Source organism: Aeromicrobium sp. Leaf291 (assembly GCF_001423365.1).
Taxonomy (GTDB): Bacteria; Actinomycetota; Actinomycetes; order Propionibacteriales; family Nocardioidaceae; genus Aeromicrobium.
The window spans coordinates 192,799-219,130 of record NZ_LMNM01000002.1; the positions used below are offsets into that span (position 1 = coordinate 192,799).

Genomic DNA, 26,332 nt, shown 5'->3' on the forward strand with positions numbered 1-26,332 from the left:
AGCTATGACTGCCACTGCCGAAGAGAAGACCACGACCACCGGTCGCGTCGCGCGGGTCATCGGCCCGGTCCTCGACATCGAGTTCCCGTCGGACTCGATGCCGGAGATCTACAACGCGCTCACCGTGGAGACCAGCATCCCCGGGAGCGAGGAGACCCTCACGCTCGAGGTCGCCCAGCACATCGGTGACGGCCTGGTGCGCGCCATCAGCCTGCGCCCGACCGACGGTGTCGTGCGCGGCAGCGTCGTCACCGACACCGGCGAGCCGATCTCGGTGCCGGTCGGCGACCAGACGCTCGGCCGGGTGTTCAACACCACCGGCGCGGTCATGAACATGCCCGAGGGCGAGACCTTCGAGGCGGCAGAGCGCTGGGGCATCCACCGCAAGGCCCCCGCGTTCGACCAGCTCGAGTCCAAGACGCAGATGTTCCAGACCGGCATCAAGGTCATCGACCTGCTGACGCCCTACGTCCTCGGCGGCAAGATCGGCCTGTTCGGCGGCGCCGGCGTCGGCAAGACGGTGCTCATCCAGGAGATGATCGCCCGTGTGGCCAAGGACCACGACGGCGTGTCGGTGTTCGCCGGAGTCGGCGAGCGCACCCGCGAGGGCAACGACCTCATCGCCGAGATGGAGGAGGCCGACGTCCTCGACAAGGTCGCCCTCGTCTTCGGCCAGATGGACGAGCCGCCCGGAGCGCGTCTGCGCGTGGCGCTGTCGGCCCTGACGATGGCGGAGTACTTCCGCGACGTCCAGAACCGCGACGTGCTGCTGTTCATCGACAACATCTTCCGGTTCACGCAGGCCGGCTCCGAGGTCTCCACGCTGCTCGGCCGCATGCCGTCCGCCGTGGGCTACCAGCCGACGCTGGCCGACGAGATGGGCGTGCTGCAGGAGCGCATCACCTCCACGCGTGGTCACTCGATCACGTCGCTGCAGGCGATCTACGTGCCGGCAGACGACTACACCGACCCGGCCCCGGCCACCACGTTCGCGCACCTGGACGCCACCACCGAGCTCAACCGTGAGATCGCCTCCATGGGCATCTACCCCGCGGTCGACCCGCTGACGTCCACCTCGCGCATCCTGGACCCGCGCTACATCGCCGACGACCACTACACGACGGCCAACCGGGTCAAGGGCATCCTGCAGCGCAACAAGGAGCTCCAGGACATCATCGCCATCCTCGGTGTCGACGAGCTGAGCGAGGAGGACAAGACGATCGTCTCGCGCGCCCGTCGCATCCAGCGCTTCCTCAGCCAGAACACCTACGTGGCGAAGCAGTTCACCGGCATCGAGGGCTCCACCGTCCCGCTCGACGAGACGATCGACGCCTTCACCAAGATCTGCGACGGCGAGTACGACCACGTGGCCGAGCAGGCCTTCTTCATGTGCGGCGGTCTCGACGACGTCGATGCGAAGTGGGCCGAGATCCAGAAGAACTCCTGATGGCGGACACGACGCTCCAGGTCGAGCTGGTCGCCGCCGACCGCGTGGTGTGGTCGGGGGAGGCCCACGAGGTCGTCGCCCGCACCGTCGAGGGTGACCTCGGTGTCCTCGTCGGGCACGCGCCGCTGCTGTCGGTGCTCGTGCCCGGCGTGGTCAAGATCAAGGCCGACGGCGAGACGGTCGTCGCGGTCGTCGAGGACGGGTTCCTGTCCGTCGCCGACGACCGCGTCTCGATCCTGAGCGAGGACACCCACCTGGTGTCCGAGCTCGACCGCGACCAGGTGCAGGCCGAGCTGGAGCAGGCGCGGTCCGACGACGACGACGCGGCCGTCCAGCGCGCCGAGGCCAAGCTCCGCGGCATCGAGCTGGCCTAGGGTTCTCGGCCGTCTGCCGGAGGAGGGAGGGCGGGGTGCCGCTGTGGCTGTGGGCCGTGGACCTCGTCCTCGCCGCGATCGCCCTCACCGTCGTCCTGCTGGCCGTCCTCGTGCTGCGCCGTCGGTACCTGGCGCGCACGCTGGGCGCCTTCGACCTCAGCATCAACAAGCGGGACGGCGCGTCGGCCCAGGGGTGGACCCTGGGCCTCGCGGTGTACCGCGGAAGCACGCTGGAGTGGTACCGGACCTTCTCGTTGAGGCTGCGTCCGGCGTACCGGTTCTCGCGGGACGCCATGGCCGTCGACGGTCGTCGTGACCCCGTGGGCGGTGAGGTGCACGCGGTCCACGACGGGCACGTGGTCGTGACCACACGCAACCCGACACCGGTGCAGCAGCTCGCCCTGACCCCGGCGGCCCTGACGGGGCTGCTGGCCTGGCTCGAGGCCTCGCCCCCCGGGCAGCGCGTCAGCACCGTCCTCTAGCTCCTCCCCGCACGCAGGGCCAGCGACCACCATGTGCGAGAACGAGGTGGATCGGTTTTCGGCGTTTCGATTGACGATCTCCCGAGGACTACGGGACCATGGTCCCGATGGACCATGCCCGGTCGACCGGGTCCCCCGATGGAACAGGTAGCCCCATGAACCGAATGACCAAGCGCATCGTCGTCGCCACCTTCGCGTCGGCCCTCGCGTTCCTGCCGCTGTCGTCGCCGGCCCAGGCTGACGTCGACTCCACGTCCTCCGTCACGAAGGTGACCAAGGTCAAGTCCGGCGGCACCGTCACCACCCAGCGAGCCATCGACTGGGAGTGACCCCCACCAGCACGTGACCGGATCGCCGTCGTCCCGCGTGGACGGCGGCGATCTGCGTCTCCGACGGGCTCGCTGGGGCTCGCCGCTGTGCCGTCGGGCGGGCTCGCTAGCGCTCGCCGCTGTGCGGTCGGGCGGGCTCGCTAGCGCTCGCCGCTGTGCGGTCGGGCGGGCTCGCTAGCGCTCGCCGCTGTGCGGTCGGGCAGGCTCGCTAGCGCTCGCCGCCGGGCACCCAGAGGATGTCGCCGGCCTCGCGGTTCGCGTAGCGACCGAGGATGAACAGCAGGTCGCTCAGCCGGTTCAGGTAGCGGGCCGTCAACGGGTTCATCGTGTCGCCGTGCACCTCGATCGCGGCCCACGCGGATCGCTCGGCGCGCCGGGTCACTGTGCGCGCGACGTGCAGGGCCGATGCCGAGCGGGTGCCGCCGGGCAGGATGAACGAGCGCAGCTTCTCGAGCCGGTCGTTGTACTGGTCGCACCAGCCCTCGAGCCGGTCGACGTAGTCGGGCTCGACACGCAACGGCGGGTGCTCGGGGTTCTCCACGACCGGAGCGCCGAGGTCGGCACCGACGTCGAACAGGTCGTTCTGCACGTGCCGGATGACCGCGGTCACCTCGTCGTCCAGCTCGTCGAACGCCAGGGCGAGCCCCAGCTGGCTGTTGGCCTCGTCGACGTCGGCGTAGGCCACGAGCCGCAGGTCGTTCTTCGAGGTGCGGCTGAAGTCGACCAGGTTGGTCGTGCCGTCGTCGCCGGTCCGGGTGTAGATCCGTGTCAGGTTGACCATGACCTCACCCTAGGGCGTGTCGCTCGGGACGGCCGGGCCACCTGAGGCGGGTCGCGTGGCTCACAGAGTCTGCCGCGTCACGTTACGGCGCGGTAACCTGACCGGCATGCCTGACAAGTCTGCGCCCGACCGTCCCTGGGTGATGCGCACGTACGCCGGACACAGCTCGGCGGCCGAGTCCAACGCGCTGTACCGCAAGAACCTGGCGAAGGGCCAGACCGGGCTCTCGGTGGCCTTCGACCTGCCCACCCAGACCGGCTACGACCCCGACCACGTGCTGTCGCGCGGCGAGGTGGGCAAGGTCGGCGTCCCGATCCCGCACCTGGGATCGATGCGACGGCTGTTCCAGGACATCCCGCTCGGCGAGATGAACACCTCCATGACGATCAACGCCACCGCCATGTGGCTGCTCGCCATGTACCAGGTGGCCGCCGAGGAGCAGGGCGTCGATCCGTCGGCGCTCGCCGGGACGACCCAGAACGACATCATCAAGGAGTACCTGTCGCGCGGGACCTACGTCTTCGGTCCTGCCCCGTCGCTGCGGCTGACGACCGACATGATCGCCTACACGGTCAACACGATCCCCAAGTGGAACCCGCTCAACATCTGCAGCTACCACCTGCAGGAGGCCGGCGCCACGCCCACGCAGGAGATCGCCTACGCGCTGAGCACCGCCATCGCGGTGCTCGACGCCGTGAAGGACTCCGGCCAGGTCGACGACGCCGACTTCGAGAAGACCGTCGGGCGCATCTCGTTCTTCGTCAACGCCGGTGTCCGCTTCATCGAGGAGACCTGCAAGATGCGTGCCTTCGGGCAGCTCTGGGAGCAGATCACCCGCGACCGCTACGGCGTCACCGACCCCAAGATGCGTCGCTTCCGCTACGGCGTGCAGGTCAACTCCCTGGGACTCACCGAGGCCCAGCCCGAGAACAACGTGCAGCGCATCGTGCTCGAGATGCTCGGCGTCACGCTCAGCAAGAACGCCCGGGCCCGGGCGGTGCAGCTGCCCGCCTGGAACGAGGCGCTCGGCCTGCCCCGCCCGTGGGACCAGCAGTGGTCGCTGCGCCTCCAGCAGGTCCTCGCCTTCGAGTCCGACCTCCTCGAGTACGACGACATCTTCGAGGGCTCGCACGTCATCGAGGCCAAGGTGGCCGAGCTCGTGGAGGGTGCGCAGGCCGAGATCGACCGCGTGCAGGCCATGGGCGGTGCCGTGGCGGCCGTCGAGTCCGGCTACATGAAGTCCGAGCTGGTCGCCTCGCACGCCGCCCGCCGCTCGAAGATCGAGTCCGGCGAGATGAAGGTCGTGGGCGTCAACAGCTACGTCGAGACCGAGCCGTCGCCCCTGACCGCGGACCTCGACGGCGCCATCATGGTGGCCGACCCGCAGGCCGAGGCCAACGCCGTCGCCGACGTGCAGGCATGGCGCGAGCAGCGCGACCAGGGTGCCGTCGACGCGGCTCTCGAGAGGCTGCAGTCCGAGGCCAAGACCGAGACGAACCTGATGGAGGCGACGCTCGCGGCCGTGCGGGCCGGTGCGACCGTGGGGGAGTGGTCGGGTGCGCTGCGCGAGGTGTTCGGCGAGTACCGGGCACCCACCGGCGTGTCCGGCGCCGTCGGCGTGGCGGAGGCCGGCGCCGAGCTGACCGCCGTGCGCGAGAAGGTCAAGCGCACGGGTGACGAGCTCGGCACCCGGCTGCGCTTCCTGGTCGGCAAGCCGGGCCTGGACGGCCACTCCAACGGGGCCGAGCAGATCGCCGTCCGCGCCCGCGACGTCGGCTTCGAGGTCGTGTACCAGGGCATCCGGCTGACTCCCGAGCAGATCGTCTCCGCCGCCGTGGCCGAGGACGTGCACGTGGTGGGTCTGTCGATCCTGTCGGGGTCGCACATGGAGCTCGTGCCCGACGTGCAGCAGCGCATGCGCGAGGCCGGCATGGACGACGTGCCCCTCATCGTCGGTGGCATCATCCCCGACTCCGACGGTCGTCGTCTCGAGGCGGACGGCGTCGCCGCGGTGTTCACCCCGAAGGACTTCGGCATGACCGACATCATGGGTCGCATCGTCGACGAGATCCGCAAGGCCAAGGGCCTCGAGGCCTGACCGCGCGCGAAGGGCCCGGGACCACACGGTCCCGGGCCCTTCGTCGTCCGTGGGTCAGTTGAGGACGCGGAAGCCCTCGGGCAGCGCGCCGCCGGACTGGATGTCACGGGTCAGGTCCTGCAGGGCCATGAGCGCGACGGACTGCGTGAACGGGCCGTACGACACGCGAGCGACGCCGAGCTCCTGCTGGCGCGCGAGGGGGATGGACCCCGGGTAGCCGATGGTGGTGAGCCGCTGCGGGCCCCAGGCGTCGACGAACGCGCTGACGTCGTCCTCCGAGAGGGGGCCCGGTACGAAGACGATCGGCGCGCCGACCTCGATGAAGGCCCTGCCGCGCTCGATCGCGTCGGCGATGACCTCGTCGTGCGGACGGTCGCCGGCCTTCGCGACGACGTCGGTGCGGGCGTTCAGCACGAACGGGATGCCCTCGGCCTCACCGGCCTTCACGACGGACTCGACCGCGGCCACGGCCTCGGCCAGCGGCTTCACCTGGTCCTCGAGGTTGGCACCGACCGCGCCCACGCCGATCGCCTTGCGGGCGGTCTCGCCGGGGTCGCCGTAGCCGGCCTCGAGGTCGGCCGTCACCGGCAGGTGCGTGTTCGCGACGATGAGCCCGACGGCGGCGATCATCTCGTCGACCGGGATGTTCTCGCCGTCCTCGTAGCCGTGCGACGCGGCGATGGAGTGGCTCGCCGTGGCGAGGGCCTTGGTGCCCTCGACCTCGGTGACGATGCGGGCGGTGATGGCGTCCCACACGTTCACGACGGTGAGCAGCTCCGGGGCGGTGTGCAGGTCGAGCAGCGTCTGGGCGCGTGTCTTCAGGTCCATGACGCCGACGCTAGGGCACGACGTCGGGACCCACCAGACGAATCTCGCCCCGGGACGGACTCAGGCGGCGAGGGCGTGCTTCTTGGCCTTCTTGCCCGGCGTCTTCGCGTTCTTGGAGCCGGACTTCTTGCCCTGGGACTTCGTGCTCTTCGACCCGGACTTCTTGCCCTTCTTGCCCTTCTTGGACTTCTTGTCCTTCTTCTCCACCGGGACGACGGTGCCGTCGGCGCCGATACGGACGAGCCGCCTCTTCTTCACGCCGTAGCCGTCGGGGAGGGTGCCTTCCTTGAGCATCCGGATCGGGCAGCGCTTGCAGCGGTTCTTGCTGACGCAGCACTTGCGCTTCGGCTCCTTGGACACGAGCAGACCGTAGCATCGGGCCCATGAGGTCACCCGGCGACGATGGAGGACGACGATGACGTCACAGGCGTTCGTGGAGAAGCTCAACGAGCAGCTGGGGCACGAGTTCGGGGCGCACCAGCAGTACGTGGCGATCGCGGCGTTCTACGACGCCCAGACGATGCCGCGGATGGCGGCGCTCTTCTACGACCAGGCGGCCGAGGAGCGCGACCACGCCATGATGATGGTGCAGTACCTGCTGGACGCCGGCGAGACGCCGCACATCCCTGCCCTGCCTGCGCCGGTCGGAGAGTTCGGCGACGTCGTGGAGCCGGTCCGCGCTGCGCTCGAGCAGGAGAAGAAGGTCACCGAGCAGGTCAACGAGCTGACCCGGATCGCGAGGGCCGACGGCGACTTCGCGTCGGAGCAGTTCATGCAGTGGTTCATCCGCGAGCAGGTCGAGGAGGTCGCCAAGATGGGGGACCTGCTGGCCGTGGTCACGCGGGCGAAGGACGACGTCGACCGCATCGAGGACTGGGTCGCCCGCGAGGACACGGGGGAGTCCTCCGACCCGACGGCGCCCAGGATCGCCGGTGCGTAGGGCCCTGCCGCTCCTCGTCCTCGTCGTGGCACTCCTGGTCGGTTGCGGCCAGGGCTCCGACGACGAGCCCGGGACGGACGCCGAGGCCGGCGACGGCTCGGTCGCGGCCACGTCGATCACCATCGAGGTGCGCACCGACGCCGACGCCGAGCCGAACGTCATGACCCTCGAGTGCGACCCGGTGGGTGGCGACCACCCCCAGGCCCAGGAGGCGTGCGCCGCGCTCGCGTCGGCCGGGGCGGACGTCCTCGAGCCCGTGCCGGCCGACCAGGTCTGCACGATGATCTACGGCGGCCCCCAGACCGCCACGGTGAAGGGCACGGTCGACGGCGCCGACGTCGATGCCACCTTCACCCGCGAGAACGGCTGCGAGGTCGACCGCTGGGAGACCCTCGGCACCACCTTCTTCGACGTCCCCCTTCAATGAGGCGCGCGGCTCGTTCCTCGCCGCTCCAGCCGTTCGTTCCTCACGGCTGCCGGGCTCTGCCCGGGCGCCTGCCGTCACTCGCTGGCGCTCGCTCGGCCCATGCTGGCGTCGCTGGCCGAGCCCCACACGGTGGGAGCGTTCAGAACAGGCGCAGGGAGGGGTCGTCGATGCCGCGGAGGGCGTCGTAGTCGACGACGACGCACTCGATGCCTCGGTCCTCGGCGAGCACGCGGGCCTGGGGCTTGATCTCCTGGGCGGCGAAGATGCCGCGCACGGGGCGCAGCTTCGGGTCGCGGTTCATCAGCTCGAGGTAGCGGGTGAGCTGCTCGACGCCGTCGATGTCGCCGCGCCGCTTGATCTCGACGGCCACGGCGGCGCCGGCGTCGTCGCGGCACAGCAGGTCGACCGGTCCGATCGCGGTCATGAACTCACGGCGCACGAGCGACATGCCGACGCCGAAGGTGCTCGTGTGCTCGGCCAGGAGCTCCTGCAGGTGCTTCTCGACGCCGTCCTTGCGCAGGCCGGGGTCGACGCCCAGGTCGTGGCTGGAGTCGGACACGACCTCGTCGATGAGGATGCGCAGCGTGTCGTCGGTCTTGCCGGCCTGCACGACCCACTCGAGGCGACCGTCGTCGGCGGTGCCCTCCTTGAGGCTGCAGGGCGGGCTCATCCAGTTCAACGGCTTGTAGGAGCCACCGTCGGAGTGCACGAGCACCGAGCCGTCGGCCTTGACCATGATGACCCGGGTGGCCATGGGCAGATGTGCGGTGAGCCGCCCGGCGTAGTCGACCTGGCAGCGTGCGACGACCAGACGCACTACTGACGCACCAACGTCCCGAGCTTGAACACCAGCGTGCCGTCCTTGATGGTGCCCTCGTCGTCGTTGCCGTCGCCACCCTGCAGCGTCACGACGCCGTCGGCGACCTCGTAGTCACCCGTCCGGAACTCCGGCACGCCCTGGAAGTCCTCGGAGAACGTGCCGTCGGCCTTGAAGGTCACCGTCCAGTCGGCCTCGTCGTCGCGCCACGTGCCGGCGAGGTCGGCCGCGTCGGCCGGATCGCCGGTGGGCTCGGCCGCCGTGGGGGACTCGGACGCGGAGGCGGAGGTCGACGGGGACGGCGAGGAGCCGTCGGGGGTCCCCGGTCCGTCGTCGGACCCGCAGGCGGCGAGGGTGCTCAGCGCGAGGGCGGCGACGCCCGTGGCCAGGCTCATACGACGATTCATGTGACAGCCCTCCCGTTGGTGCGGATCGGACGCTAGTGTGTCACGACCCCGAAGTTACCTAGGAGTAGGCATGCAGGAGATCGTGGACCGTCTCACGGCCGACGACCGCGGCGCCGAGATCGCCCGGACGCTGGTGTACCCGTACCTCAACCACGCCGCCACCATGTACGAGAGCGGCTACGCCACCAAGGACGACATCGACGCCTCGATGCGCTTCGGCTGCGGCTACCCGATCGGCCCGCTGGCCCTGGTCGACGCCCTCGGTGCCGCCACCGTGGTCGAGGGCCTGCGCGCCCAGCACGCCGGCACCGGTGACCCGCTCCACGAGCCGGCTCCCGTGCTGGTGAAGCTCGCCGAGTCCTCCGAGACGTTCGAGGCCGCCGCCGACGCGGGCGCCGACGCGGCCCCCCAGAAGCACCACCCGGTCGCCAAGGTCGGTGTCGTCGGCACGGGCACCATGGCCTCCGGCATCGTCGAGGTCTTCGCCAAGGCCGGGCACGACGTGGTCTTCGTCGGTCGCTCCGACGACAAGGTCGCCGCCGTCCAGGCCCGGATCGAGAAGAACCTCGACCGGGCGATCGCCAAGGGACGGCTCACCGAGGACGAGAAGTCCGACGTCATCGGTCGGCTGACCGCCGCGACGGACCGGCACGCGCTCGACGACGTCGACATCGTGGTGGAGGCCATCGCCGAGGACCTCGACGTGAAGCTCGAGCTCTTTCGCGACCTCGACCGCATCACCAAGCCCGGGGCGATCCTCGCGACCACCACGTCGTCGCTCTCCATCGCGTCGTGCGCCGAGGCCACCTCGCGTCCGCAGGACGTCGTGGGCATGCACTTCTTCAACCCCGCCCCGGTCATGAAGCTCGTCGAGGTCGTCTCCGCGGACTCGACCTCGCCCGAGGTCGCCGAGACCGTCAAGGCCCTGTGCCTCGACGTCGGCAAGCACCCGGTCTCCTGCGGTGATCGCGCCGGGTTCATCGTGAACGCGCTGCTGTTCCCCTACCTCAACGACGCCGTGACGCTGCACGAGTCCGGTGAGGCCTCGCTCGAGGAGATCGACACCGCGCTCAAGGGGACCAAGCTCCCCATGGGTCCGTTCGAGCTGCTCGACGTGGTCGGCAACGACGTCTCGCTGGCGATCCAGCAGACGCTGGTGTCCACCTTCGGTCACGAGGGCTGGACGCCCGCGCCGACCCTGGAGCGCCTGGTCGCCGAGGGCAAGCTCGGCCGCAAGACCGGCGAGGGCTTCCACACCTACTGAACCGATCCGACGAGAGGAGGGCGCCCGGGGTAACCCGGGCGCCCGGGACAGGAAGGCAGAGCACATGCGGACCAGGGGGGTTCTGCGCATCGCTGCGGCGCTGCGGCGGCTCACGCTCGTGAGCGTGGCGGCCGCCGTGCTCACGCTCGTGTCGCTGCACGCGTTCGACCGCGGGTACGGGACCACGGACGAGGACGTCTGCGCCGTCGCGGGCTGTCCCGCCATGGCGCCGGCACTCGCCGAGCTGGTCGAGTCGCAGCAGGCGCTCGGGATGCACTGCACCAGCACGCCACGACTGAGCGACGTGGTGGCCGTCGACGACGGTCGCGGCGGCGCCACCCTCAGCTCGCTCGCCGACGTCGTGGCCACGAGCGTCGGCATGACGCCTCGCACGGTCGTCTACTGCCGCTGAGCGGTAACCCCGACCCCACCCGCTCGTTGAGGTGGGCGTGGCGGTCATCCGGCCGTCGCCTCGGGGGCCGACGGATCCGGAGCCCCCGTGTCGACGATGCAGACCGCCCAGCAGGCGAGTCGGGTCGTGCGCATCGCGGCGTTGTCGTTCGGGCTCTCGTTCCTGCCGGCCCTGGGCGTCGTCCAGCAGCTGGTCGACCCGCCGGCGGCCACGGAGGACGTCAGGCAGGTGATGCGCTGCGGCGCCGCTCCCTGTGACCGGGAGATGTCCTCCGCGGCCACCGCGCTCGTCGCCCGGCTCACGGAGCAGGGACTCGTGTGCAGCTCGGCGCCCCGGCTGACCGACGTCGTCGTGGTCGAGCGGATGACGGGGGAGGCCGAGGTCGTCGTGTTCGACCGAGCGCTCGAGGTTGCCGCCCACCGGGAGGGCTGGCTCCGCTCCTACTGCGTCGAGGACGTCGCCGGACGATAAGGTCACCCGGGTGTCCAGACGACGGCCGCCCCGACGACCCCGGCCGGGACCACCGTCGGCCGGCTCACCCCCTGTCGAGCCGAAGGCCGACGGCGGCTGGCACGTGCGACGCCTGACGGGGGCCGGTGCGACCAGCAGCTACACGTGCCCCGACTGCCACCGTCCGATCCCGCCCGGGACCCCTCACGTGGTGGTCTGGCCCGTCGAGAAGCCGCTGCTCAGTGCGGCAGCCGTCGACGAGCGCCGGCACTGGCACACCGCCTGCTGGCGCCGCAAGCCCTGACCCGCGCGAACCTCGCCGGACCCGGGTGGCCCGGACCGGCGAGGGGTCGTCGATCAGCGGGCCGCAGGAGCCTCGACGGTGTCGTCCGTGTCGCCCGTGTCCTCGTCCGAGGCGTCCTGCGGTGCCGGCTCGTCGGCCCGCCCCTGCGGGGCGGACGCGGACACCGTGCTCGCCGCCGAGTCGCCCGCGAAGGACGCGACGATGTCGCGGAGCTGACCCATCTGCGCCAGGATCCCCTCGCGTCGACGCTGCAGGTCCTCGACCTCGGTCCGCAGGGAGCGGGTCTCGCGCTCCACGTCGGTGGTCGCGGAGGCGCGCAGGTGGTCGGCCTCGGCCTTGGCGTTCGCCACCAGGGCGGCCGCCTCCTTGCGCGCGTTGTCGACGATCGACGACGCGTCCGTGCTGGCCGACTCGCGCGCCGCGTTGGCCTTGCTCATGAGGCCTCGGGCGCGCTCGTCGGCGGCCGCGGCACGCGTCTCGGCGTCCGTGACCAGCTTGGACGTCTGCTCGGTGGCGGCAGCGTGGTTCTCGGCGGCCTCGCGAGCCAGGCGCTCCTTCTCGACCGCCAGCACGCGACGGGCCTCGGTGACCTCCCGGTCGGCGGCCGCGCGAGCCTGCTCGACCTCACGGGTGGCGCCGAGACGCATGTTCTGGGCGTCCTGCTCGGCCGCGAGCCGGATCTGGGCGGCCTCGCGGTCGGCCTGGGCGCGCACGTCGTCGGCGTGTGCAGCCGCGTCGGCACGGCCGGCCTCGGCCTCGGTGAGCAGCTCGCGCCGCTTCTCCTCGAGCTCGCTGACCGCGCGCGTGCGCAGGTCCTCGGCCTCCTTGGCCGCAGCGGTGCGGACGAGGGCGGCCTCCTCCTCGGCGACCTTCAGCACCTCGTCGGCCTCGCGGCGAGCACGCGAGCGCACCTCGTCGGCCTCCTGCTCGGCCAGCTGCAGCAGCTGGGCGGCGTGCCCGCCGAGCCCGGAGTACGTGGGCCGGTCGATGGCCTCGACCCGCTCGCGCAGCTGCTCGACGAGGTCGTGCAGCTCGTCGTTCTCCTCCTGCAGCGACTGGACCGCGTCGGCGGCCTTCTGCAGCTCGGCGGACTGGGTGCGGGCCCAGGCGTCGACCGCGTCGCTGTCGTAGCCGCCGCGCCGGGCCAAGGGGAACGAGACCTCGGCGGACTTGCGTGCCGCGTCGAAGATGGACAATCCGGACTGCTCCTCGGACATGCCGCGGTACTCCCTCTGGCTGGATCGACTGGTGCGCGAGCCTGCATCGGACGACGTCGCGTCGACTTCGCTCGCGGTGGGACCCACCATACCCAGGTGGGCCGACGCCCCCGCGCTGCCGCGACCGCGTGCCGGACGCTCGTCCGGCGTCCCCACGCCCCGGGCGGCGCCCAACCCCGAAGGAACCGGCACGCCAAGGACGCGGACGTGCCGAGGGGCCCGGACGGATCGTCCGGGCCCCTCGGTCGAGCGGTGGTGCTGGTCGGTCCTGCGTCAGATGCCGCGGAACCGGTTGATGGCGTCGAGGTGCTTGGCGCGGAACTCCTCGTCGCGGACGCCCAGCCCCTCCTCGGGGGCGAGGGTGAGCACGCCGACCTTGCCCTGGTGGAGGTTGTGGTGGACGTCGAGCGAGGCCTGGCCCACGTCCTCGAGCGTGTACGTGCGCGAGACCGTGGGGTGGATCTTGCCCTGGGCGATGAGCCGGTTGGCCTCGTACGCCTCGCGGTAGTTGGCGAAGTGGCTCGAGACGATCCGCTTCAGGTTCATCCACAGGTAGCGGTTGTCGTACTCGTGCATGAAGCCGGTGGTCGACGCGCAGGTGGTGATGGTGCCGCCCTTGCGGGTGACGTAGACCGAGGCGCCGAAGGTCTCACGACCCGGGTGCTCGAAGACGATGTCGATGTCCTCGCCACCGGTGAGCTCGCGGATCTTCTTGCCGAGGCGCTGCCACTCCTTCGGGTTCTGCTGGGTGCCCTCCTCGTTCCAGAACTTCCAGTTCTCCTCGGACCGGTTGATGACGTGCTCGGCGCCCATGCTCCGGACGATCTTGGCCTTCTCCTCGTTGGAGACCACGCAGATCGGGTTGGCGCCACCGTTCAGGGCGTACTGCGTGGCGAAGCCGCCGAGGCCGCCGGAGGCGCCCCAGATCAGCACGTTGTCGCCCTGCTTCATGTTGCCGCCGTTCTTGGAGACCAGCTGGCGGTACGCGGTCGCGTTGACCAGTCCGGGCGAGGCGGCCTCCTCCCACGTGAGGTGGTCGGGCTTGGGCAGCAGCTGGTTGGACTTGACCAGGGCGATGTGGGCCAGTCCGCCGAAGTTGGTCTCGAAGCCCCAGATGCGCTGCTGGGGATCCATCATCGTGTCGTCGTGGCCGGCGGGGTCCTCGAGCTCCACGGAGAGGCAGTGTGCGACGACCTCCGCACCCGGCTTCCACTGGGTGACGCCCGGGCCCGTGCGCAGCACGACTCCGGCGAGGTCGGAGCCGACCACGTGGTACGGCAGGTCGTGGCGCTTGGTGAGCGGGGAGAGTCGGCCGTAGCGCTCGAGGAAGCCGAACGTGGAGACGGGCTCGAAGATCGACGTCCAGACGGTGTTGTAGTTGATGGCGCTCGCCATGACGGCCACGAGGGCCTCGCCCGGACCCAGCTCGGGGAGCGCGACGTCCTCGACGTGGATCGACTTGCGCGGGTCCTTGTCGCGGCTGGCGACGCCCTCGAACATGTCGACCTCGTCCTTGTGGACGGTGGCGGCGCGGTAGTGGTCGGGGATGTCCAGGTGGGCGAAGTCCTCGCTCGCCGTGTCTCCGGCGAGGATCGCATCGAGGATGTGCTGCACGGGGCCTCCAAGGTGGGGTGTTCCGGCGCTCGGTCCGGCGCTGGGTCGGGGTTTCGGCGATGTTACCGATCCGTAGCGTTCTGCGTCCCGGCTCGGGAGTGTGGGGCGGGTCACGCCCGAGACGCGGGCCTCGGGCTCAGTGCGACGTCGAGGACGGCTCGACCAGCTCGACGAGCACGCCGCCGGCGTCCTTGGGGTGCACGAAGTTCACCCGGCTGTCGGACGTGCCGCGCTTCGGCTGGTCGTAGAGCAGCCGGACGCCGCGCTCGCGCAGGATCGCCGAGACCGCGTCGATGTCGAGCACGCGGTAGGCGAGCTGCTGGATCCCCTGGCCGTTGCGGTCCAGGAACTTCGCGATCGTGGAGCTGTCGTTGAGCGGGGCCAGCAGCTGGATGCAGGAGCCGGAGTCGCCGACGGCGAGCATCGCCTCGCGGACACCCTGCTCCTCGTTGACCTCCTCGTGCACGGACCGGAGCCCGAAGACGGAGGAGTAGAAGGCGAGGGCGTCGTCGAGGTCGGGCACGGCGATGCCGACGTGGTCGATGGCGACGAGGAGGTGCTCGGGGACGGTGGCGTCGGCGGGGGCGTCCGACGGAGGGGTCGAGGTGGTCATGAGAAGCAGGGTAGGGGAGGTCCGTGTCGCCCGCCGAGGCCCGTCGGAGACCGCACGTATGGTCGATTTCCCCTACCCGTCGGAGGTCACGTGCACATCGAGCTGCGGATGTTGCGTGCCCTGGTGATGGTCGAGGCCAGCGGCTCCATCACCCGCGCGGCGGACGGCCTGGCCTTCTCGCCCGCCGCGGTCAGCGAGCACCTGCGTGCGCTCGAGAGGGAGTGCGGGGTGCGTCTGGTCGAGCGCACGGGGGCCGGCACGGCACTCACGGAGGAGGGGCGCAGGGCGGTGCCGATCGCCCGCCTCATGCTCGCCGCGGCCGTCGAGCTGGAGCGGCTCGGTCGGCGCGCGAGCCCGAGCCGCAGCGGTGTCATACCGCCTGGACCGTCGTCGATCAAGAGCAACCACAGAGATCGTGAGGTTCGTTGATCGGCCCACTCCCACGCCGCGAGGCTGTCGGCAGACGCGTCGTCGAGCGTCGGGCACGTACGTCGCGCCTGCGGGGGGAGCTGGTCCGGGTGCATCTCGATCTACGGATGCTGCGCGCCCTGGTGATGGTCGAGCGCAGCGGCTCGATCACCGACGCCGCCCGGGTCCTGCGGTTCTCGGCGCCGGCCGTGAGTGCTCACCTGCAGGCCCTGGAGCGCGAGTGCGGTGTCCGCCTCGTCCGGCGCGAGGGCGCCGGGGTGCGCCTCACCGAGGAGGGACGTCGGGCCGTGCCGATCGCGCGGCTCATCCTGGCGGCCGCCGAGGAGCTCGGTGGTGTCGCCGAGCGCGGGCCGGTGGCTCGCGGCGCACTACCCGGTGGCAGCGCTCCTCGTCAACACCTCCCGCACGAAGTCTGAGGAAGGGTGGTCGGCGCCGCGGCGCTCCCGAGAGTCTCGTCCCACGCGACACGAGACGGCGGCGGCCGACGAGGGGGACGACATGAGGCGAGCAGGGTCGGTCACGAGGGCGAGCTCGATGACGGGGTCGATGACGAGGACGGGGTCGATGGCGGGGTCGGGGTCGATCGCGAGGGCCAGGGGTGCGATCGCCATGGTGACGGCAACGATCCTGGGCGTGGCGGGGATGGCGTCGGCACCGGTCGCCGCGTCGGCCTCCGAGGACCCCGGTCCGGTGCCGCGTGACCTCTGGGTCGTCGACACCGCCGAGGGTGACTACGTCGTCGACGAGCTCTCGGCGCTCGACGGCACCCCGATCTCCACCGTCACCACCCCGATCACCGCCACGGCGAGCCGAGCGACGGCCCCCGACGGCCCGTCGGCCGTCAAGGGGTCGGGCAAGGGCGGGTCGAGCACCGGCTCGGGGTGTCGCAAGGTGACGATCTCGAACCGCGCGACGACGTACACGGGCAAGACGGCCTACCGCTACAACACGTGGACCCGCTGGTGCTGGACCAGGTCGACCCAGCACATCCACGCCGGTGGCAGCAACGGCTTCTTCGTCTCCGAGGCCGACGCGTTCCAGTACTGGCGCGGCCAGGTGGCGTCCACCCGGTACTTCTACGACGCAGGAGCGAACGACGGCCACCCGCGCAGCGCGTTCTACCACTACCGGCAGGGGCGCTTCGAGAACTGCGTGCTCAAGTACGGCTGCGTCCAGACCACCTATCCGACCAACGTCATCCGGTCCTACGCCAACGGCACCTACGCCTGGTCGACCTCGGGGGTCTCGTGACGGCGCGCCGCTGGGGGATCCTGCTGGCTGCCCTGGTGGTCCTGCTCCTCCCGACGGCGCTCGCCGGTGCGGGGCTGCAGCGCCAGGTCGGGCCCCTCGAGGCCGGCCTGGCCCTCGCGGTGCTGGTGGTGCTGGGCGTGCTGTTCTTCACCTGGGCGCGGCCCCGGGTGACGTGACCCACATCCGCTCCTGGGCGAAGTGACCCGCGAGTACAGTGACGGGCACCCCACCACCTGTGTCCATGCAAGGGAGCAACCCCATGACCCAGTCCGTGATCGTCGCCGGCGCCCGCACGCCGATCGGCCGTCTGCTCGGCGGCCTCAAGACGCTGTCCGGATCCGACCTCGGTGGCCTCGCCATCAAGGGCGCGCTCGAGAAGGCCGGGATCTCCGGCGACCAGGTCGACTACGTGATCATGGGCCAGGTGCTCGGCGCCGGAGCCGGCCAGGTCCCCGCGCGGCAGGCTGCCTTCAAGGGCGGCATCCCGCTCGACGTGCCGGCCCTGACGATCAACAAGGTCTGCCTGTCGGGCATCAACGCCATCGCGCTCGCCGACCAGCTGATCCGCGCCGGTGAGTACGACGTGGTCGTGGCCGGCGGTCAGGAGTCGATGACCCAGGCGCCGCACCTGCTCACGGGCTCGCGCGAGGGAACCAAGTACGGCAAGGCCACGATGCTCGACCACATGGAGTACGACGGCCTGTGGGACGCGCTGACCGACCAGGCCATGGGCTCGCTCACCGAGCAGCGCAACGCCGACGTCGACGCACTGACCCGCGAGGAGCAGGACGCGTTCGGAGCCCGCTCGCACCAGCTCGCGGCCACGGCGCAGAAGAACGGTGTCTTCGACGAGGAGATCGTCCCCGTCGAGATCCCGCAGCGCAAGGGCGACCCGGTCGTCGTCTCGGCCGACGAGGGCGTGCGGGGCGACACCACGGCCGAGTCCCTCGGCCGACTGCGCCCCGCCTTCGACAAGGAGGGGACCATCACCGCCGGCACCGCCAGCCAGATCTCCGACGGCGCCGCCGCCGTGGTGGTCATGAGCAAGGCCAAGGCCGAGGAGCTCGGCCTCACCTGGATCGCCGAGATCGGCGCGCACGGCAACGTGTCCGGCCCCGACTCCACGCTCCAGGAGCAGCCGGCCAACGCCATCGAGAAGGCGCTCGCGAAGCAGGGCAGGACCGCGGCCGACCTCGACCTCGTCGAGCTGAACGAGGCCTTCGCGGCCGTCGGCATCCAGTCGGCCCGCAAGCTCGGCATCTCCGAGGACATCGTCAACGTCAACGGCGGTGCGATCGCCCTCGGGCACCCGATCGGGATGAGCGGCGCGCGCATCGTGCTGCACCTCGCGCTCGAGCTGAAGCGACGCGGCGGTGGGCTCGGCGCTGCCGCGCTCTGTGGTGGCGGCGGCCAGGGCGACGCCCTGCTCATCACCGTGCCGTCCGCCTGACGGTCACCCTCACCAGCGCAACCGACCGCCCGTGCCTGCCCCCACTCCCGACGTCGCCGACCTCGTCGCGCGGCTCCAGGAGGGGCAGCCGCGGGCGGTCGCGCGTCTGATCTCGCTCGTCGAGGACGAGTCGCCCGCGCTGCGCGAGGTCAGTGCGGCGCTCGCCCCACTCGTGGGCCGCGCCCACGTGGTGGGCCTGACCGGGTCGCCCGGTGTGGGCAAGTCGACCTCGACCGCAGCCCTGGTCGGGGCTCTGCGTGCCCAGGGCAAGCGCGTGGGTGTCCTCGCGGTCGACCCGACGTCCCCGTTCTCCGGTGGAGCGCTGCTGGGTGATCGCATCCGCATGGGCGAGCACGCCACCGACAGCGGCGTCTACATCCGCTCCATGGCCAGCCGTGGTCACCTCGGCGGCCTGTCGTGGGCGGCGCCGCACGCGTTGCGCGTGCTCGACGCCGCCGGCTGCGACGTCGTGCTGGTCGAGACCGTGGGGGTCGGACAGTCGGAGGTGGAGGTCTCCGGGCTCGCCGACACCACCCTGGTGCTGCTCGCCCCCGGCATGGGCGACGGCATCCAGGCGGCCAAGGCCGGGATCCTGGAGGTCGGTGACATCTTCGTGGTCAACAAGGCCGATCGGGACGGTGCGCAGTCCACCCGGCGCGAGCTGCGCTCGGTCATCGCGATGTCGGAGCGTCCCGAGGGCGCCTGGAAGCCACCCATCACCCTGACGGTGGCCTCGCGTGGTGAGGGCATCGACGAGGTCGTGGCCGAGATCGAGCGGCACCGCGAGCACCAGGAGTCCTCGGGCGGGCTGCGCCGACGCCGGCTCGCCCGCACGCGCCGTGAGATCGAGGCGGTCGCCCTGCACGAGCTGCGAGAGCGGTTCGGGCACGTCGGCGCAGACGAGCGCCTCGACGACCTCGCCGCTGCCGTGCTGGCCGGCGACCAGGACCCGTTCGCCGCGGCCGACGTGCTGCTCGACGTCGTCCGCTGAGGCGTGTCGACAGTCTCAGCGATCACCCGGGCGCGCCTGCCGCTGACGGGCGGTCGAGTGCGATAGGAATGTTCGCGTGCTGAAGAAGCTCCTGGTGCTCCTCGTCGCCGCGTTCGTGGTCTACTACCTGCTGACCGCGCCCGCCGGCGCGGCCGATGCTGTCTCCGGCGCGGTCGAGGCCGTCATGAACGCCTTCGGCCAGGTCTTCATCTTCTTCAACGAGCTGACCCGGTAGGCCCCGTGCTGGCCGCCCTGCTGGCGCGACTTCCCGAGCAGGACGTCGAGGGGCACCTGCTGCTCGACGAGGGCGAGCACGTGATCGACCTGGTCCGCAAGCACCCGGTCGTCTACCTGCGTCCCGCCGCCGAGGCCCTCGGTGCCGTGCTGCTGTGGGTGCTGGCCGTCGTCGGTCCCATCCAGATCGGGTGGCTGTTCATCCTGCTCGGCGTCGGGGTGCTGCTGCACGCCGGCTACCTGGTGCTCCAGGAGCACCGCGACGTCTTCGTCATCACCAACATGCGGGTCTTCCGCGCCTCGGGCGTGTTCTCGGTGCGCATCGCCACCATGCCCATCACCCGCATCCTCGACATCACCGTCGAGAAGCCGTTCGTGGGGCGGGTGCTCGGCTACGGGCACTTCGTCTTCGAGTCGGCCGCCCAGGCCCAGGGCCTGCGCGACATCCGCTTCATCGGCGATCCCGACGCTCGCGACCTGACGATCCAGCGGGTCGTCCAGCGCTCCGGGCTGCGCGGCCCGCGCACGGCCTTCGAGCGGCAGGCGCAGGACGGCCGCTGAGGCCCGAGGACCGAGGCCTGGGGACGTGGGGTGCGTGAGGACGCTGGCCCCACTTCCTAGGATGGGTCCATGACCTTCTCGCGTCCCGGTGCCATCGACCTGTCCGCCCTGGCGTCGCCCCCGCCGTCCCCGGCTGCAGGACCGTCGGGTGCCGCAGGCGCGTACGCGGTCGACGTGACCGAGCAGAACTTCCAGACCGTCGCCCTCGAGGCCTCGATGCAGCACGTCGTGGTCCTGGCCCTGTGGTCGCCGCGCGCACCCCAGAGCCGCGACTTCGTCGACGTCGTCGGACGCGCCGTCGACGGCCTCGAGGGTCGCGCCCTGCTGGCCAGGGTCGACGCCGATGCCAACCCCGCCATCGCGCAGGCACTGCAGGCCCAGGGCGTCCCGCTGGTCGTGGGTCTCGTCAAGGGCCAGCCCGTCCCGCTCTTCCAGGGTGCGGTCGAGGAGGCCGAGGTGCGCCAGTACCTCGACCAGCTGGTCGCGGTCGCGGTGCAGAACGGGCTGTCCGGACGCGTCGCCGCGCCGGACGCGGCGGGGGACGTCGAGGCCGAGCCCGCCGAGGACCCGCGCTTCGCCGCGGCCGACACCGCCTTCGCGGCAGGCGACACCACCACGGCCATCGCCGAGTACGAACGACTCAAGGCCCAGCACCCCGGAGACGCCGAGGTGGCCGAGCGGCTGGCCGGGGTCAAGCTCTTCGACCGGACGAAGGACGCCGACCTCCAGGCTGCTCGCGCGGCCGCGGCCGACCGGCCCGACGACCTCGACGCGCAGCTGCTGGTGGCCGACCTCGACGTCAGCGGTGGCCACGTCGAGGACGCCTTCGCCCGTCTGGTCGCGCTCGTGCGCCAGGCGCAGGGCGACGACCGCGACCGCATCCGCGAGCGTCTGCTCGAGCTGTTCGTGGTGGTGGGATCGAACGACCCACGGGTGGCCGACGCGCGACGCGCCCTCGCGTCCGCCCTCTTCTGACGGTGCGGACGCACCCGGAGGGTTAGGGTGCGGCGACGGCGACGACAGGCGTGGCCGCAGCGAGGAGAGCGACGATGGGCGGACGGCTGGCCTGGCCGGCGCTCGTCGTGGGTGTGCTCCTGTCCGTCGTCGGCCTCGCGGTCGTCGTGGTGCTCGGTCCGGACAGCCGGTTCACGACGGGTCCGCACGAGGTCGACACCGATGCCGCCGCCGTGGTGACCGCCCCCGGAGTCGTCTCCTACCGCGGGCTCCAGGTCGACGTGCTGGTGGAGGTGCCGGTGAACAAGCCGGTGTTCGTCGGCCTCGGCAACACGGTGGACGTGCAGGACTACGTGAGTCGGACGCAGCGGCTCGAGGTGACGTCCTTCCGGGTGCCGTGGACGGTCCGCACGCGGGAGGTCGAGGGAGGCCCGGCGCTGCCCGGTGCGCCCACGGCCCTCGACTGGTGGATCGCGGAGTCGGCGGGTCTCGGTGGGGCGTCGATCAGTGCGAGCCTGCCCGACGAGTCCGTGTCCGTGGCCGTGCTCGCGGTGGGGGCCTCGGACCTCTCCGGACTCACCGTCACGTTCGCCTACGGCGTGAAGGGCGGCTTCGGGCTGGGCCTCGGTGCGGTGCTCGTCGGTGCCGGACTCGTGTGGGTGGGTGTGCTGCTGCGGCGCGACACCGCACTCGCTCCCGCGCGGGTCGCGGCGCCCGGTGCCTCGGGCGGGGAGGAGGAGGTCGAGGAGGTCGAGGAGGTGGTCTACGTCTTCGTCGACGAACGGGGCGTGGAGCACGAGATCTCCGAGGACGAGGCAGAACGTCTCCAGGCCCGCCTGGACCTCGCCGAGCAGGCGGGGCGCGACGACGTGCCGACTGCGGAGGCCGCCGGGCCCGACTCCTCCACCGTGGACCGTCCGGTCGAGGCGGCGTCTGGCGAGCAGACTCCTCCGGTTCCGGTTCCGGCTCCGGCTCCGGCGACGCCGATGGCCGACCCACCCGCACCGACGCCGGTCCAGGACGTCGTCTACGTGTTCGTCGACGAGGACGGCGTGGAGCACGAGGTCTCGGCCGACGAGCTGGCCGACTACGAGGTCGTCGACGAGGAGGACGAGCGATGAGGCGGTCCTCACGGCTCCTCGTGGCGCTGGTCTGTGCGCTGCTGGTCCTCGCGGCCTGTGGTCTCCCGCGCGAGCGCGGCGACGCGCCCCCGTCCACGGTCCCGGTCGACGCCGGGGAGGTCGACGCGGTGCTGGCCCGCTACGAGAAGGTGCGCGACACCGCCGCCGAGCTGCTCGACCCCAAGCCGCTGTCGACCGTGGAGAGCGGTGCCGTGCTGGCGATCGACACCGGGTCCTTCGAAGTGGCGCAGCGCCTGGCGCGAGCCGTGGGTGGCGACTCGGCCTCCAACGACGTCGTGCGCCTGGCCACGCCCCGGTTCACGGCCTACCCCCTGTGGTTCATGGTGGAGGTGCAGGACCGCGCGGCCGAGGTCAACCGGGTGCAGATCTTCGAGCGCGCCTCGGCCGTGGACCCGTGGTTCCTGGTCGCCAGCCCGGAGACGCTGCTCACGACGCAGCTGCCCGACCTGCGCGAGCGCGACGGGGTCCAGCTCGTGGTGCCCCCGGACAGCGCCACCGGCATGTCGATGTCGCCCCAGGAGGCGGCCGACCGCTACGCCGCGGTGCTCGCGGACCCGGCCTCACCCGCGGCCTCGTCGCTCGAGCAGGACGACTTCATCGAGCAGATGCGTGCGGCGGCCGAGCGCAACGCCTCGCTCGAGGACGTGTCGTTCACGCAGACGTGGTCGGCGCAGGAGGTGCGGCACGTCCTGCGGACCGCCGACGGGGGTGCGCTCGTGTTCGCGACCCTCGAGCGCGTCGACTCCTACGAGGTGGGGGAGGGCGTCCGGGTCACGTGGCCGGACGACTCGCCGCAGAAGGCCCTGCTGGAGTCGGGACTGTCCTCGTCGGGCAGCCTGCGCTACCTGCACCAGGTGCTCGTCTCGATCCCCGGCGGGTCGGGCAAGCCGAGGGTCATCGGACAGTACGGCGGCGTCGTGGAGGCCCAGGGGCCCTGACGGGTCAGACGGCAGGCGGCTCGGGAGCGAGAGGGGCCTCGCGGTAGGTCGCGAGGTCGTCGCCGGCCACCGCGTCGAGCAGCTCGATCGCGGCCGCGGTCGCCTTGTCGTGGACCGTCTCGGTGTCGCACCAGTGCACCGACACGATCTCGGTGGGCTGCAGCACCATGTCGTCCACGTACGACGTGTCGACCACGCCGAGGTCGAACAGGAAGATGCAGGCGTCGTCCCAGCCGCGCCAGGCGGGCAACCAGTTGACGGTCAGCAGGTCGCGCACCTGCACGGTGAGGCCTAGCTCCTCCTCGAGCTCGCGCACGAGGCCGTCGGCGGGGGACTCGCCGACCTCGACGACCCCTCCCGGCAGGTCCCACTCCTGCTTGTAGGTCAGTCGACACAGCAGCACGCGTCCCTGCGGGTCGCGCAGCAGGCCCTGGGAGATGACCCGCTTGGTGGGCAGACCCGCGTTGAGCAGGGCGATGAAGCCGTCGCGGCTCGTGGCCGGAGGGTCGTCGTGCAGCCGGGCGAGCAGCGCGCGGTCGGGGGCGTCGCCCGCTCCCCGAGCGATGCCCTCGCGGCGCAGGCCGCTGATCGAGGCCGCTCGTACGTCCTCGGTCCGGTCCACGGGTACCCGGGCCTCGACCCGCAGGAGCCCCCGGTCCCCGAAGGCGTGCTCGAGCACCAGTCGCAGGGCGCGGACCGCGAGACCGAGCGCACCGTCACCGGTGCCGGTGTTCCAGCGGACCGAGCCCACCCCACGGCCCTCGTCGAGGAGCGCGATCGTGCCGAGACGATCTCCGTCGATGGTCAGGGCCCAGCCGTGGAGTCCGTCGGATCCGCTCGTGGGCTCGAGGACGAGGTCGTCGTCTCGCAGGATGGTGCTCACGCCGCCACCGTACGCGGGGCCTGTGCGGCCGTCATCGCTGACGTCGGCCGTCGTGGGCGAGCGTCACCGCCGGCCCGTGAGGACCCGGACCGGGTGCTCGAGGTCCAGCAGGATCGACTCCGCGGCGTGCCAGGACCCGTCGAGCTCGTCCTGCAGCCGGCCGTCGCTGCCGGTCAGCGTGGTCTGCACGCCCACGGTCTTGGAGAAGGCCGGGAAGAGGTCGATCACCACGAGCACCTCGTCGTCGGCGCAGGTCCTGCTGAAGGCCAGCACCCCGGCGTGGTGCACCGGTCGCAGCTCGAGTCCACGACGCGACCGCAGGGCGGGGTGGGACCGGCGCAGCTCGTTGAGGCGGGTGAGGAACGCGGCGACCGTCTCGTCGGCGGGGTCGTCGGTGGGGGAGAAGGTGCTGCTGACTCCCCAGGCGGGTCCGCCGAGCGCCGCGACGGCGGCCCAGGCCTGGAAGGTGGCCGCGGATCCGCCGGTGAGGGCCGACGAGCGCCGGTGGCGCGTGGACGCCAGCAGCTGCGGGCGGGTCACCGACCCGCGGCCGATCCCGGTGAGGACCTCCTCGACGTCGTGGACGCCGAGGGCCCGGTGCAGCGGCGGGGTGGTCTGGTGGAACCCGACGAGCGACAGCGCGTGCGCCTGCGCGGGCGACGGATCGCCCTCGGCCACCAGCACCACGTCGGGGGCCGCGACCCGGACGTCGTGGAGCAGCTGCTCCCACAGCGCCAGCGGCCAGCGGTGCGCGTCCTGCACCACGAAGGCGCTGATGCCCCGGCCGATCCAGGTGGTCACCATGTCGAGGACCGCGGCATAGGTGGCACCGGTGTCCCCGTCGTGGTCGAACCGCCAGGTGTCGTCTCCGGCGGGGACGAACCAGCTCGGGTGCTGCGCGAGCCACGGGTGGGACGACGAGATGGTCCAGGCGAGCTCGAGGGCGACCTCGAGGCCCACGTGGTGTGCCTGCTCGACGAGCTCCAGGACGTCGTCGACGGTGCCGAGGCGAGGATCCACCGAGGTGTGCTCCCCGGTGGCCGGTCCGGCATCCCAGGGGTTGGCGGACGCGGACGGGTGCAGCGGAGGGAGCCGGACCACGTCGAAGCCCAGGGCGGCGACCCGTGCGAGCTCCTCCGTGACGGTGGCCAGGTCGGACGTGGACGTGGGGGACAGCTCGTACCAGGCGCCGACGAGGGCTCGTTCCGGATCGACGCGCAACGGCAGTGGATCCGTGCTGTCGACGTGCAGCCGACCGATCTCGTCGGGCAGGGACGCGACGTAGGCGAGCGCCTCGGCCAGCCGCTCGTGGGCCGGTGCGGCGTCGTCGAGGAGGTCCTCGGCCACCTGCAGCGCGGCGGGATCGCGGTCGCCGATGCCGAGCACGAGCGCGCTGCCGTGGGCGAGGACGTTCTCGGCGTCGGCGCCGCCGTCGATGTCGGAGACGACGCGAGCCGCCCAGCTGCGCAGCGGCTCCTGCCAGCTCTCGACGTGGTAGGTCCAGTCCCCGACGACGTCGGTGGTGACGGTCGCCGACCACAGGTGGTCGCCGAGGTGGCGAAGGGCGATGGGGGCGCGCGCCTTCCCCTCGGGGTCGGTGAGGACCACGGCGGCGCCGACCTCGAGGTCGTCGGGCAGCACGATCGCCTCGATGCGCAACGGTTCGCCGGGGACGACCTTGGCCGGGAACCGGCCGCGGTCCAGGCACGGACGGACCTCCAGCACCGGAACCCGAGCGACCATGGACCCACGCTAGTGCGTGCGTGCGGCTTTCGGGCGTGTTCCCCCGATGCCGCCCCGGGTCGCGACGACTCCTATGCTCGCGGCCACGGACCAGCGGCCCCTTCCTCGGGTGGTCGCCCGACGGAAGGAAGCAGCGTGACGCAGCTCGTCCAGCTCGACGTGACCGACGGAGTCGGCGTGATCCGACTCGATCGTCCGCCCATGAACGCCCTCGACGCCCAGCTGCAGCGCGAGCTGGTGGAGGTGGCCCGTGAGGCCGACACCCGCGACGACGTCGCCGCGGTGGTGCTGCACGGAGGCCCCAAGGTGTTCGCCGCGGGCGCCGACGTCAAGGAGATGGCGGCGATGACCTACCAGCAGATGGTCGCCCACGGCCACCTGCTGCAGGAGTTCACGCGGGCCGTGGCGAGCATCGGCAAGCCGACGGTCTCGGTCGTCACGGGCTTCGCGCTCGGCGGAGGCTGCGAGCTCGCCCTCTCCACCGACCTGCGGTTCGCCGCGGAGAACGCCAAGCTCGGCCAGCCCGAGATCCTGCTCGGCATCATCCCGGGTGCGGGTGGGACGCAGCGGCTGGCGCGCCTCGTCGGTCCCTCGATCGCGAAGGACCTCGTCTACACCGGACGGTTCGTGGGTGCCGAGGAGGCGTTGCGCATCGGTCTGGTCGACCGCGTCCTCCCGGCCGACGAGGTGCTCGAGGCCGCGCTCGCGTGGGCCCGCGGATTCGTCGGAGGCCCGGCGCTGGCCCTGCGGGCGGCCAAGAGCGCGATCGACCGCGGCCTGGAGACGGACCTGCAGACGGGGCTGGAGATCGAGCGGATCGAGTTCACCGGCCTCTTCGCCACCGACGACCGGAGCGCCGGCATGGACTCGTTCGTCGAGAACGGTCCCGGCAAGGCCACGTTCAGCGGTTCCTGACCCGGACGGGACGGTCCGAGGTCTCACGCCTCGACAT

33 protein-coding genes are annotated in these 26,332 nt (G+C 71.5%); 23 read left to right on the plus strand and 10 right to left on the minus strand.

The genetic code is table 11. The features are described from left to right. Positions 1-4: 4 nt before the first annotated feature. From atpD to ASF35_RS18055, 4 genes are all read left to right on the plus strand, one after another. Positions 5-1,447, plus strand: a complete 1,443-nt coding sequence (gene atpD / locus ASF35_RS10730; protein WP_055966996.1) for a F0F1 ATP synthase subunit beta — start codon at positions 5-7, stop codon at positions 1,445-1,447. Next, entirely contained in the window at positions 1,447-1,821 is a 375-nt protein-coding gene (locus ASF35_RS10735) for a F0F1 ATP synthase subunit epsilon (RefSeq protein ID WP_055966999.1), read from the plus strand. The genes atpD and ASF35_RS10735 overlap by 1 nt, the downstream gene beginning before the upstream one ends. A gap of 35 nt (positions 1,822-1,856) precedes the next feature. After that, on the plus strand, positions 1,857-2,303 hold the full coding sequence (locus ASF35_RS10740; protein ID WP_055967002.1) for a DUF2550 domain-containing protein: 447 nt from the start codon (positions 1,857-1,859) through the stop codon (positions 2,301-2,303). A 155-nt stretch (positions 2,304-2,458) separates the two neighbouring features. Next, a complete protein-coding gene (locus ASF35_RS18055) occupies positions 2,459-2,632 on the plus strand; it encodes a hypothetical protein (protein WP_156368016.1) in 174 nt (57 codons plus the stop codon). Positions 2,633-2,840: 208 nt separating this feature from the next. On the opposite strand, the gene ASF35_RS10745 is transcribed toward ASF35_RS18055, so the two are convergent. Beyond that, entirely contained in the window at positions 2,841-3,413 is a 573-nt protein-coding gene (locus ASF35_RS10745; protein ID WP_055967005.1) for a cob(I)yrinic acid a,c-diamide adenosyltransferase, read from the minus strand. 106 nt (positions 3,414-3,519) lie between these two features. On the opposite strand from ASF35_RS10745, the gene ASF35_RS10750 reads away from it, so the two are divergent. Further along, positions 3,520-5,511, plus strand: coding sequence for a protein meaA (locus ASF35_RS10750; RefSeq protein WP_055967008.1), 1,992 nt, complete (start codon positions 3,520-3,522; stop codon positions 5,509-5,511). A gap of 54 nt (positions 5,512-5,565) precedes the next feature. Here the strand turns inward: ASF35_RS10750 and ASF35_RS10755 are convergent, their stop codons facing one another. Further along, on the minus strand, positions 5,566-6,339 hold the full coding sequence (locus ASF35_RS10755; protein ID WP_055967012.1) for an isocitrate lyase/phosphoenolpyruvate mutase family protein: 774 nt from the start codon (positions 6,337-6,339) through the stop codon (positions 5,566-5,568). A gap of 60 nt (positions 6,340-6,399) precedes the next feature. Further along, positions 6,400-6,699, minus strand: a complete 300-nt coding sequence (locus ASF35_RS10760) for a hypothetical protein (protein WP_156366929.1) — start codon at positions 6,697-6,699, stop codon at positions 6,400-6,402. Between the two features lie 55 nt (positions 6,700-6,754). On the opposite strand from ASF35_RS10760, the gene ASF35_RS10765 reads away from it, so the two are divergent. Together ASF35_RS10765 and ASF35_RS18350 are read left to right on the plus strand one after the other, a co-directional pair. After that, positions 6,755-7,279, plus strand: coding sequence for a ferritin (locus tag ASF35_RS10765; protein WP_055967017.1), 525 nt, complete (start codon positions 6,755-6,757; stop codon positions 7,277-7,279). Further along, positions 7,272-7,706: an SSI family serine proteinase inhibitor gene (locus tag ASF35_RS18350; RefSeq protein WP_200931160.1), complete on the plus strand. Its 435-nt coding sequence runs from the start codon at positions 7,272-7,274 to the stop codon at positions 7,704-7,706. The genes ASF35_RS10765 and ASF35_RS18350 overlap by 8 nt, the downstream gene beginning before the upstream one ends. A 139-nt stretch (positions 7,707-7,845) precedes the next feature. Here the strand turns inward: ASF35_RS18350 and nucS are convergent, their stop codons facing one another. Both nucS and ASF35_RS10780 read right to left on the minus strand, forming a co-directional pair. Next, positions 7,846-8,523 (minus strand): endonuclease NucS, encoded by a 678-nt coding sequence (gene nucS, locus ASF35_RS10775; RefSeq protein WP_055967019.1) that lies wholly within the window; start codon positions 8,521-8,523, stop codon positions 7,846-7,848. Next, positions 8,523-8,918 (minus strand): lipocalin family protein, encoded by a 396-nt coding sequence (locus tag ASF35_RS10780; protein ID WP_055967022.1) that lies wholly within the window; start codon positions 8,916-8,918, stop codon positions 8,523-8,525. The genes nucS and ASF35_RS10780 overlap by 1 nt, the downstream gene beginning before the upstream one ends. A gap of 82 nt (positions 8,919-9,000) precedes the next feature. Between ASF35_RS10780 and ASF35_RS10785 the strand changes: the two genes are divergently transcribed. From ASF35_RS10785 to ASF35_RS10800, 4 genes are all read left to right on the plus strand, one after another. Next, positions 9,001-10,194, plus strand: coding sequence for a 3-hydroxyacyl-CoA dehydrogenase NAD-binding domain-containing protein (locus ASF35_RS10785; RefSeq protein ID WP_055967025.1), 1,194 nt, complete (start codon positions 9,001-9,003; stop codon positions 10,192-10,194). A gap of 64 nt (positions 10,195-10,258) precedes the next feature. Next, complete coding sequence (locus ASF35_RS10790; RefSeq protein WP_055967029.1) at positions 10,259-10,606, plus strand: hypothetical protein; 348 nt, start codon at positions 10,259-10,261, stop codon at positions 10,604-10,606. An 87-nt stretch (positions 10,607-10,693) separates the two neighbouring features. Next, on the plus strand, positions 10,694-11,077 hold the full coding sequence (locus ASF35_RS10795; RefSeq protein ID WP_055967032.1) for a hypothetical protein: 384 nt from the start codon (positions 10,694-10,696) through the stop codon (positions 11,075-11,077). A gap of 10 nt (positions 11,078-11,087) precedes the next feature. Further along, entirely contained in the window at positions 11,088-11,360 is a 273-nt protein-coding gene (locus ASF35_RS10800) for a hypothetical protein (protein WP_082480770.1), read from the plus strand. Positions 11,361-11,413: 53 nt separating this feature from the next. On the opposite strand, the gene ASF35_RS10805 is transcribed toward ASF35_RS10800, so the two are convergent. From ASF35_RS10805 to mce, 3 genes are all read right to left on the minus strand, one after another. Then, positions 11,414-12,577 (minus strand): DivIVA domain-containing protein, encoded by a 1,164-nt coding sequence (locus tag ASF35_RS10805; RefSeq protein WP_055967037.1) that lies wholly within the window; start codon positions 12,575-12,577, stop codon positions 11,414-11,416. Between the two features lie 273 nt (positions 12,578-12,850). Then, the gene (ccrA, locus tag ASF35_RS10810; protein WP_055967040.1) at positions 12,851-14,191 is read right to left on the minus strand and encodes a crotonyl-CoA carboxylase/reductase; all 1,341 of its coding nucleotides are present in this window, start codon (positions 14,189-14,191) and stop codon (positions 12,851-12,853) included. A 136-nt stretch (positions 14,192-14,327) separates the two neighbouring features. Beyond that, positions 14,328-14,804: a methylmalonyl-CoA epimerase gene (gene mce, locus ASF35_RS10815; protein ID WP_055967042.1), complete on the minus strand. Its 477-nt coding sequence runs from the start codon at positions 14,802-14,804 to the stop codon at positions 14,328-14,330. Between the two features lie 90 nt (positions 14,805-14,894). Here mce and ASF35_RS10820 point away from each other — a divergent pair, with 90 nt between their 5' ends. The 11 genes from ASF35_RS10820 (at position 14,895) to ASF35_RS10865 (ending at position 22,754) form a co-directional block, all read left to right on the plus strand. Next, entirely contained in the window at positions 14,895-15,233 is a 339-nt protein-coding gene (locus ASF35_RS10820) for a LysR family transcriptional regulator (protein ID WP_055967045.1), read from the plus strand. A gap of 107 nt (positions 15,234-15,340) precedes the next feature. Next, entirely contained in the window at positions 15,341-15,649 is a 309-nt protein-coding gene (locus ASF35_RS10825) for a LysR family transcriptional regulator (protein WP_055967048.1), read from the plus strand. Positions 15,650-15,842: 193 nt separating this feature from the next. Further along, a complete protein-coding gene (locus ASF35_RS10830) occupies positions 15,843-16,484 on the plus strand; it encodes a hypothetical protein (protein ID WP_156368018.1) in 642 nt (213 codons plus the stop codon). Next, the gene (locus ASF35_RS10835) at positions 16,481-16,660 is read left to right on the plus strand and encodes a hypothetical protein (RefSeq protein WP_055967052.1); all 180 of its coding nucleotides are present in this window, start codon (positions 16,481-16,483) and stop codon (positions 16,658-16,660) included. The genes ASF35_RS10830 and ASF35_RS10835 overlap by 4 nt, the downstream gene beginning before the upstream one ends. Before the next feature lie 83 nt (positions 16,661-16,743). Continuing rightward, on the plus strand, positions 16,744-17,934 hold the full coding sequence (locus ASF35_RS10840; RefSeq protein WP_055967055.1) for an acetyl-CoA C-acetyltransferase: 1,191 nt from the start codon (positions 16,744-16,746) through the stop codon (positions 17,932-17,934). A 31-nt stretch (positions 17,935-17,965) separates the two neighbouring features. Further along, positions 17,966-18,925 (plus strand): methylmalonyl Co-A mutase-associated GTPase MeaB, encoded by a 960-nt coding sequence (gene meaB, locus ASF35_RS10845; protein ID WP_055967057.1) that lies wholly within the window; start codon positions 17,966-17,968, stop codon positions 18,923-18,925. A 76-nt stretch (positions 18,926-19,001) separates the two neighbouring features. Then, positions 19,002-19,160, plus strand: coding sequence for a hypothetical protein (locus ASF35_RS18355; RefSeq protein WP_164468778.1), 159 nt, complete (start codon positions 19,002-19,004; stop codon positions 19,158-19,160). Between the two features lie 5 nt (positions 19,161-19,165). Then, positions 19,166-19,720, plus strand: coding sequence for a PH domain-containing protein (locus ASF35_RS10850; protein WP_055967061.1), 555 nt, complete (start codon positions 19,166-19,168; stop codon positions 19,718-19,720). A 69-nt stretch (positions 19,721-19,789) separates the two neighbouring features. Then, positions 19,790-20,695, plus strand: a complete 906-nt coding sequence (locus ASF35_RS10855) for a tetratricopeptide repeat protein (RefSeq protein WP_055967064.1) — start codon at positions 19,790-19,792, stop codon at positions 20,693-20,695. Between the two features lie 74 nt (positions 20,696-20,769). Beyond that, positions 20,770-21,795 (plus strand): hypothetical protein, encoded by a 1,026-nt coding sequence (locus tag ASF35_RS10860; RefSeq protein ID WP_055967067.1) that lies wholly within the window; start codon positions 20,770-20,772, stop codon positions 21,793-21,795. Beyond that, on the plus strand, positions 21,792-22,754 hold the full coding sequence (locus ASF35_RS10865) for a hypothetical protein (RefSeq protein ID WP_055967071.1): 963 nt from the start codon (positions 21,792-21,794) through the stop codon (positions 22,752-22,754). Before ASF35_RS10860 ends, ASF35_RS10865 begins: the two co-directional genes overlap by 4 nt. 4 nt (positions 22,755-22,758) lie before the next feature. Here the strand turns inward: ASF35_RS10865 and ASF35_RS18360 are convergent, their stop codons facing one another. Together ASF35_RS18360 and ASF35_RS10875 are read right to left on the minus strand one after the other, a co-directional pair. Further along, a complete protein-coding gene (locus ASF35_RS18360) occupies positions 22,759-23,637 on the minus strand; it encodes an NUDIX hydrolase (protein ID WP_055967073.1) in 879 nt (292 codons plus the stop codon). A gap of 63 nt (positions 23,638-23,700) precedes the next feature. Next, entirely contained in the window at positions 23,701-25,380 is a 1,680-nt protein-coding gene (locus ASF35_RS10875; protein WP_082495477.1) for a maltotransferase domain-containing protein, read from the minus strand. A 135-nt stretch (positions 25,381-25,515) separates the two neighbouring features. Here ASF35_RS10875 and ASF35_RS10880 point away from each other — a divergent pair, with 135 nt between their 5' ends. Beyond that, complete coding sequence (locus ASF35_RS10880) at positions 25,516-26,295, plus strand: enoyl-CoA hydratase/isomerase family protein (RefSeq protein ID WP_082481880.1); 780 nt, start codon at positions 25,516-25,518, stop codon at positions 26,293-26,295. Positions 26,296-26,332 lie beyond the last annotated feature (37 nt).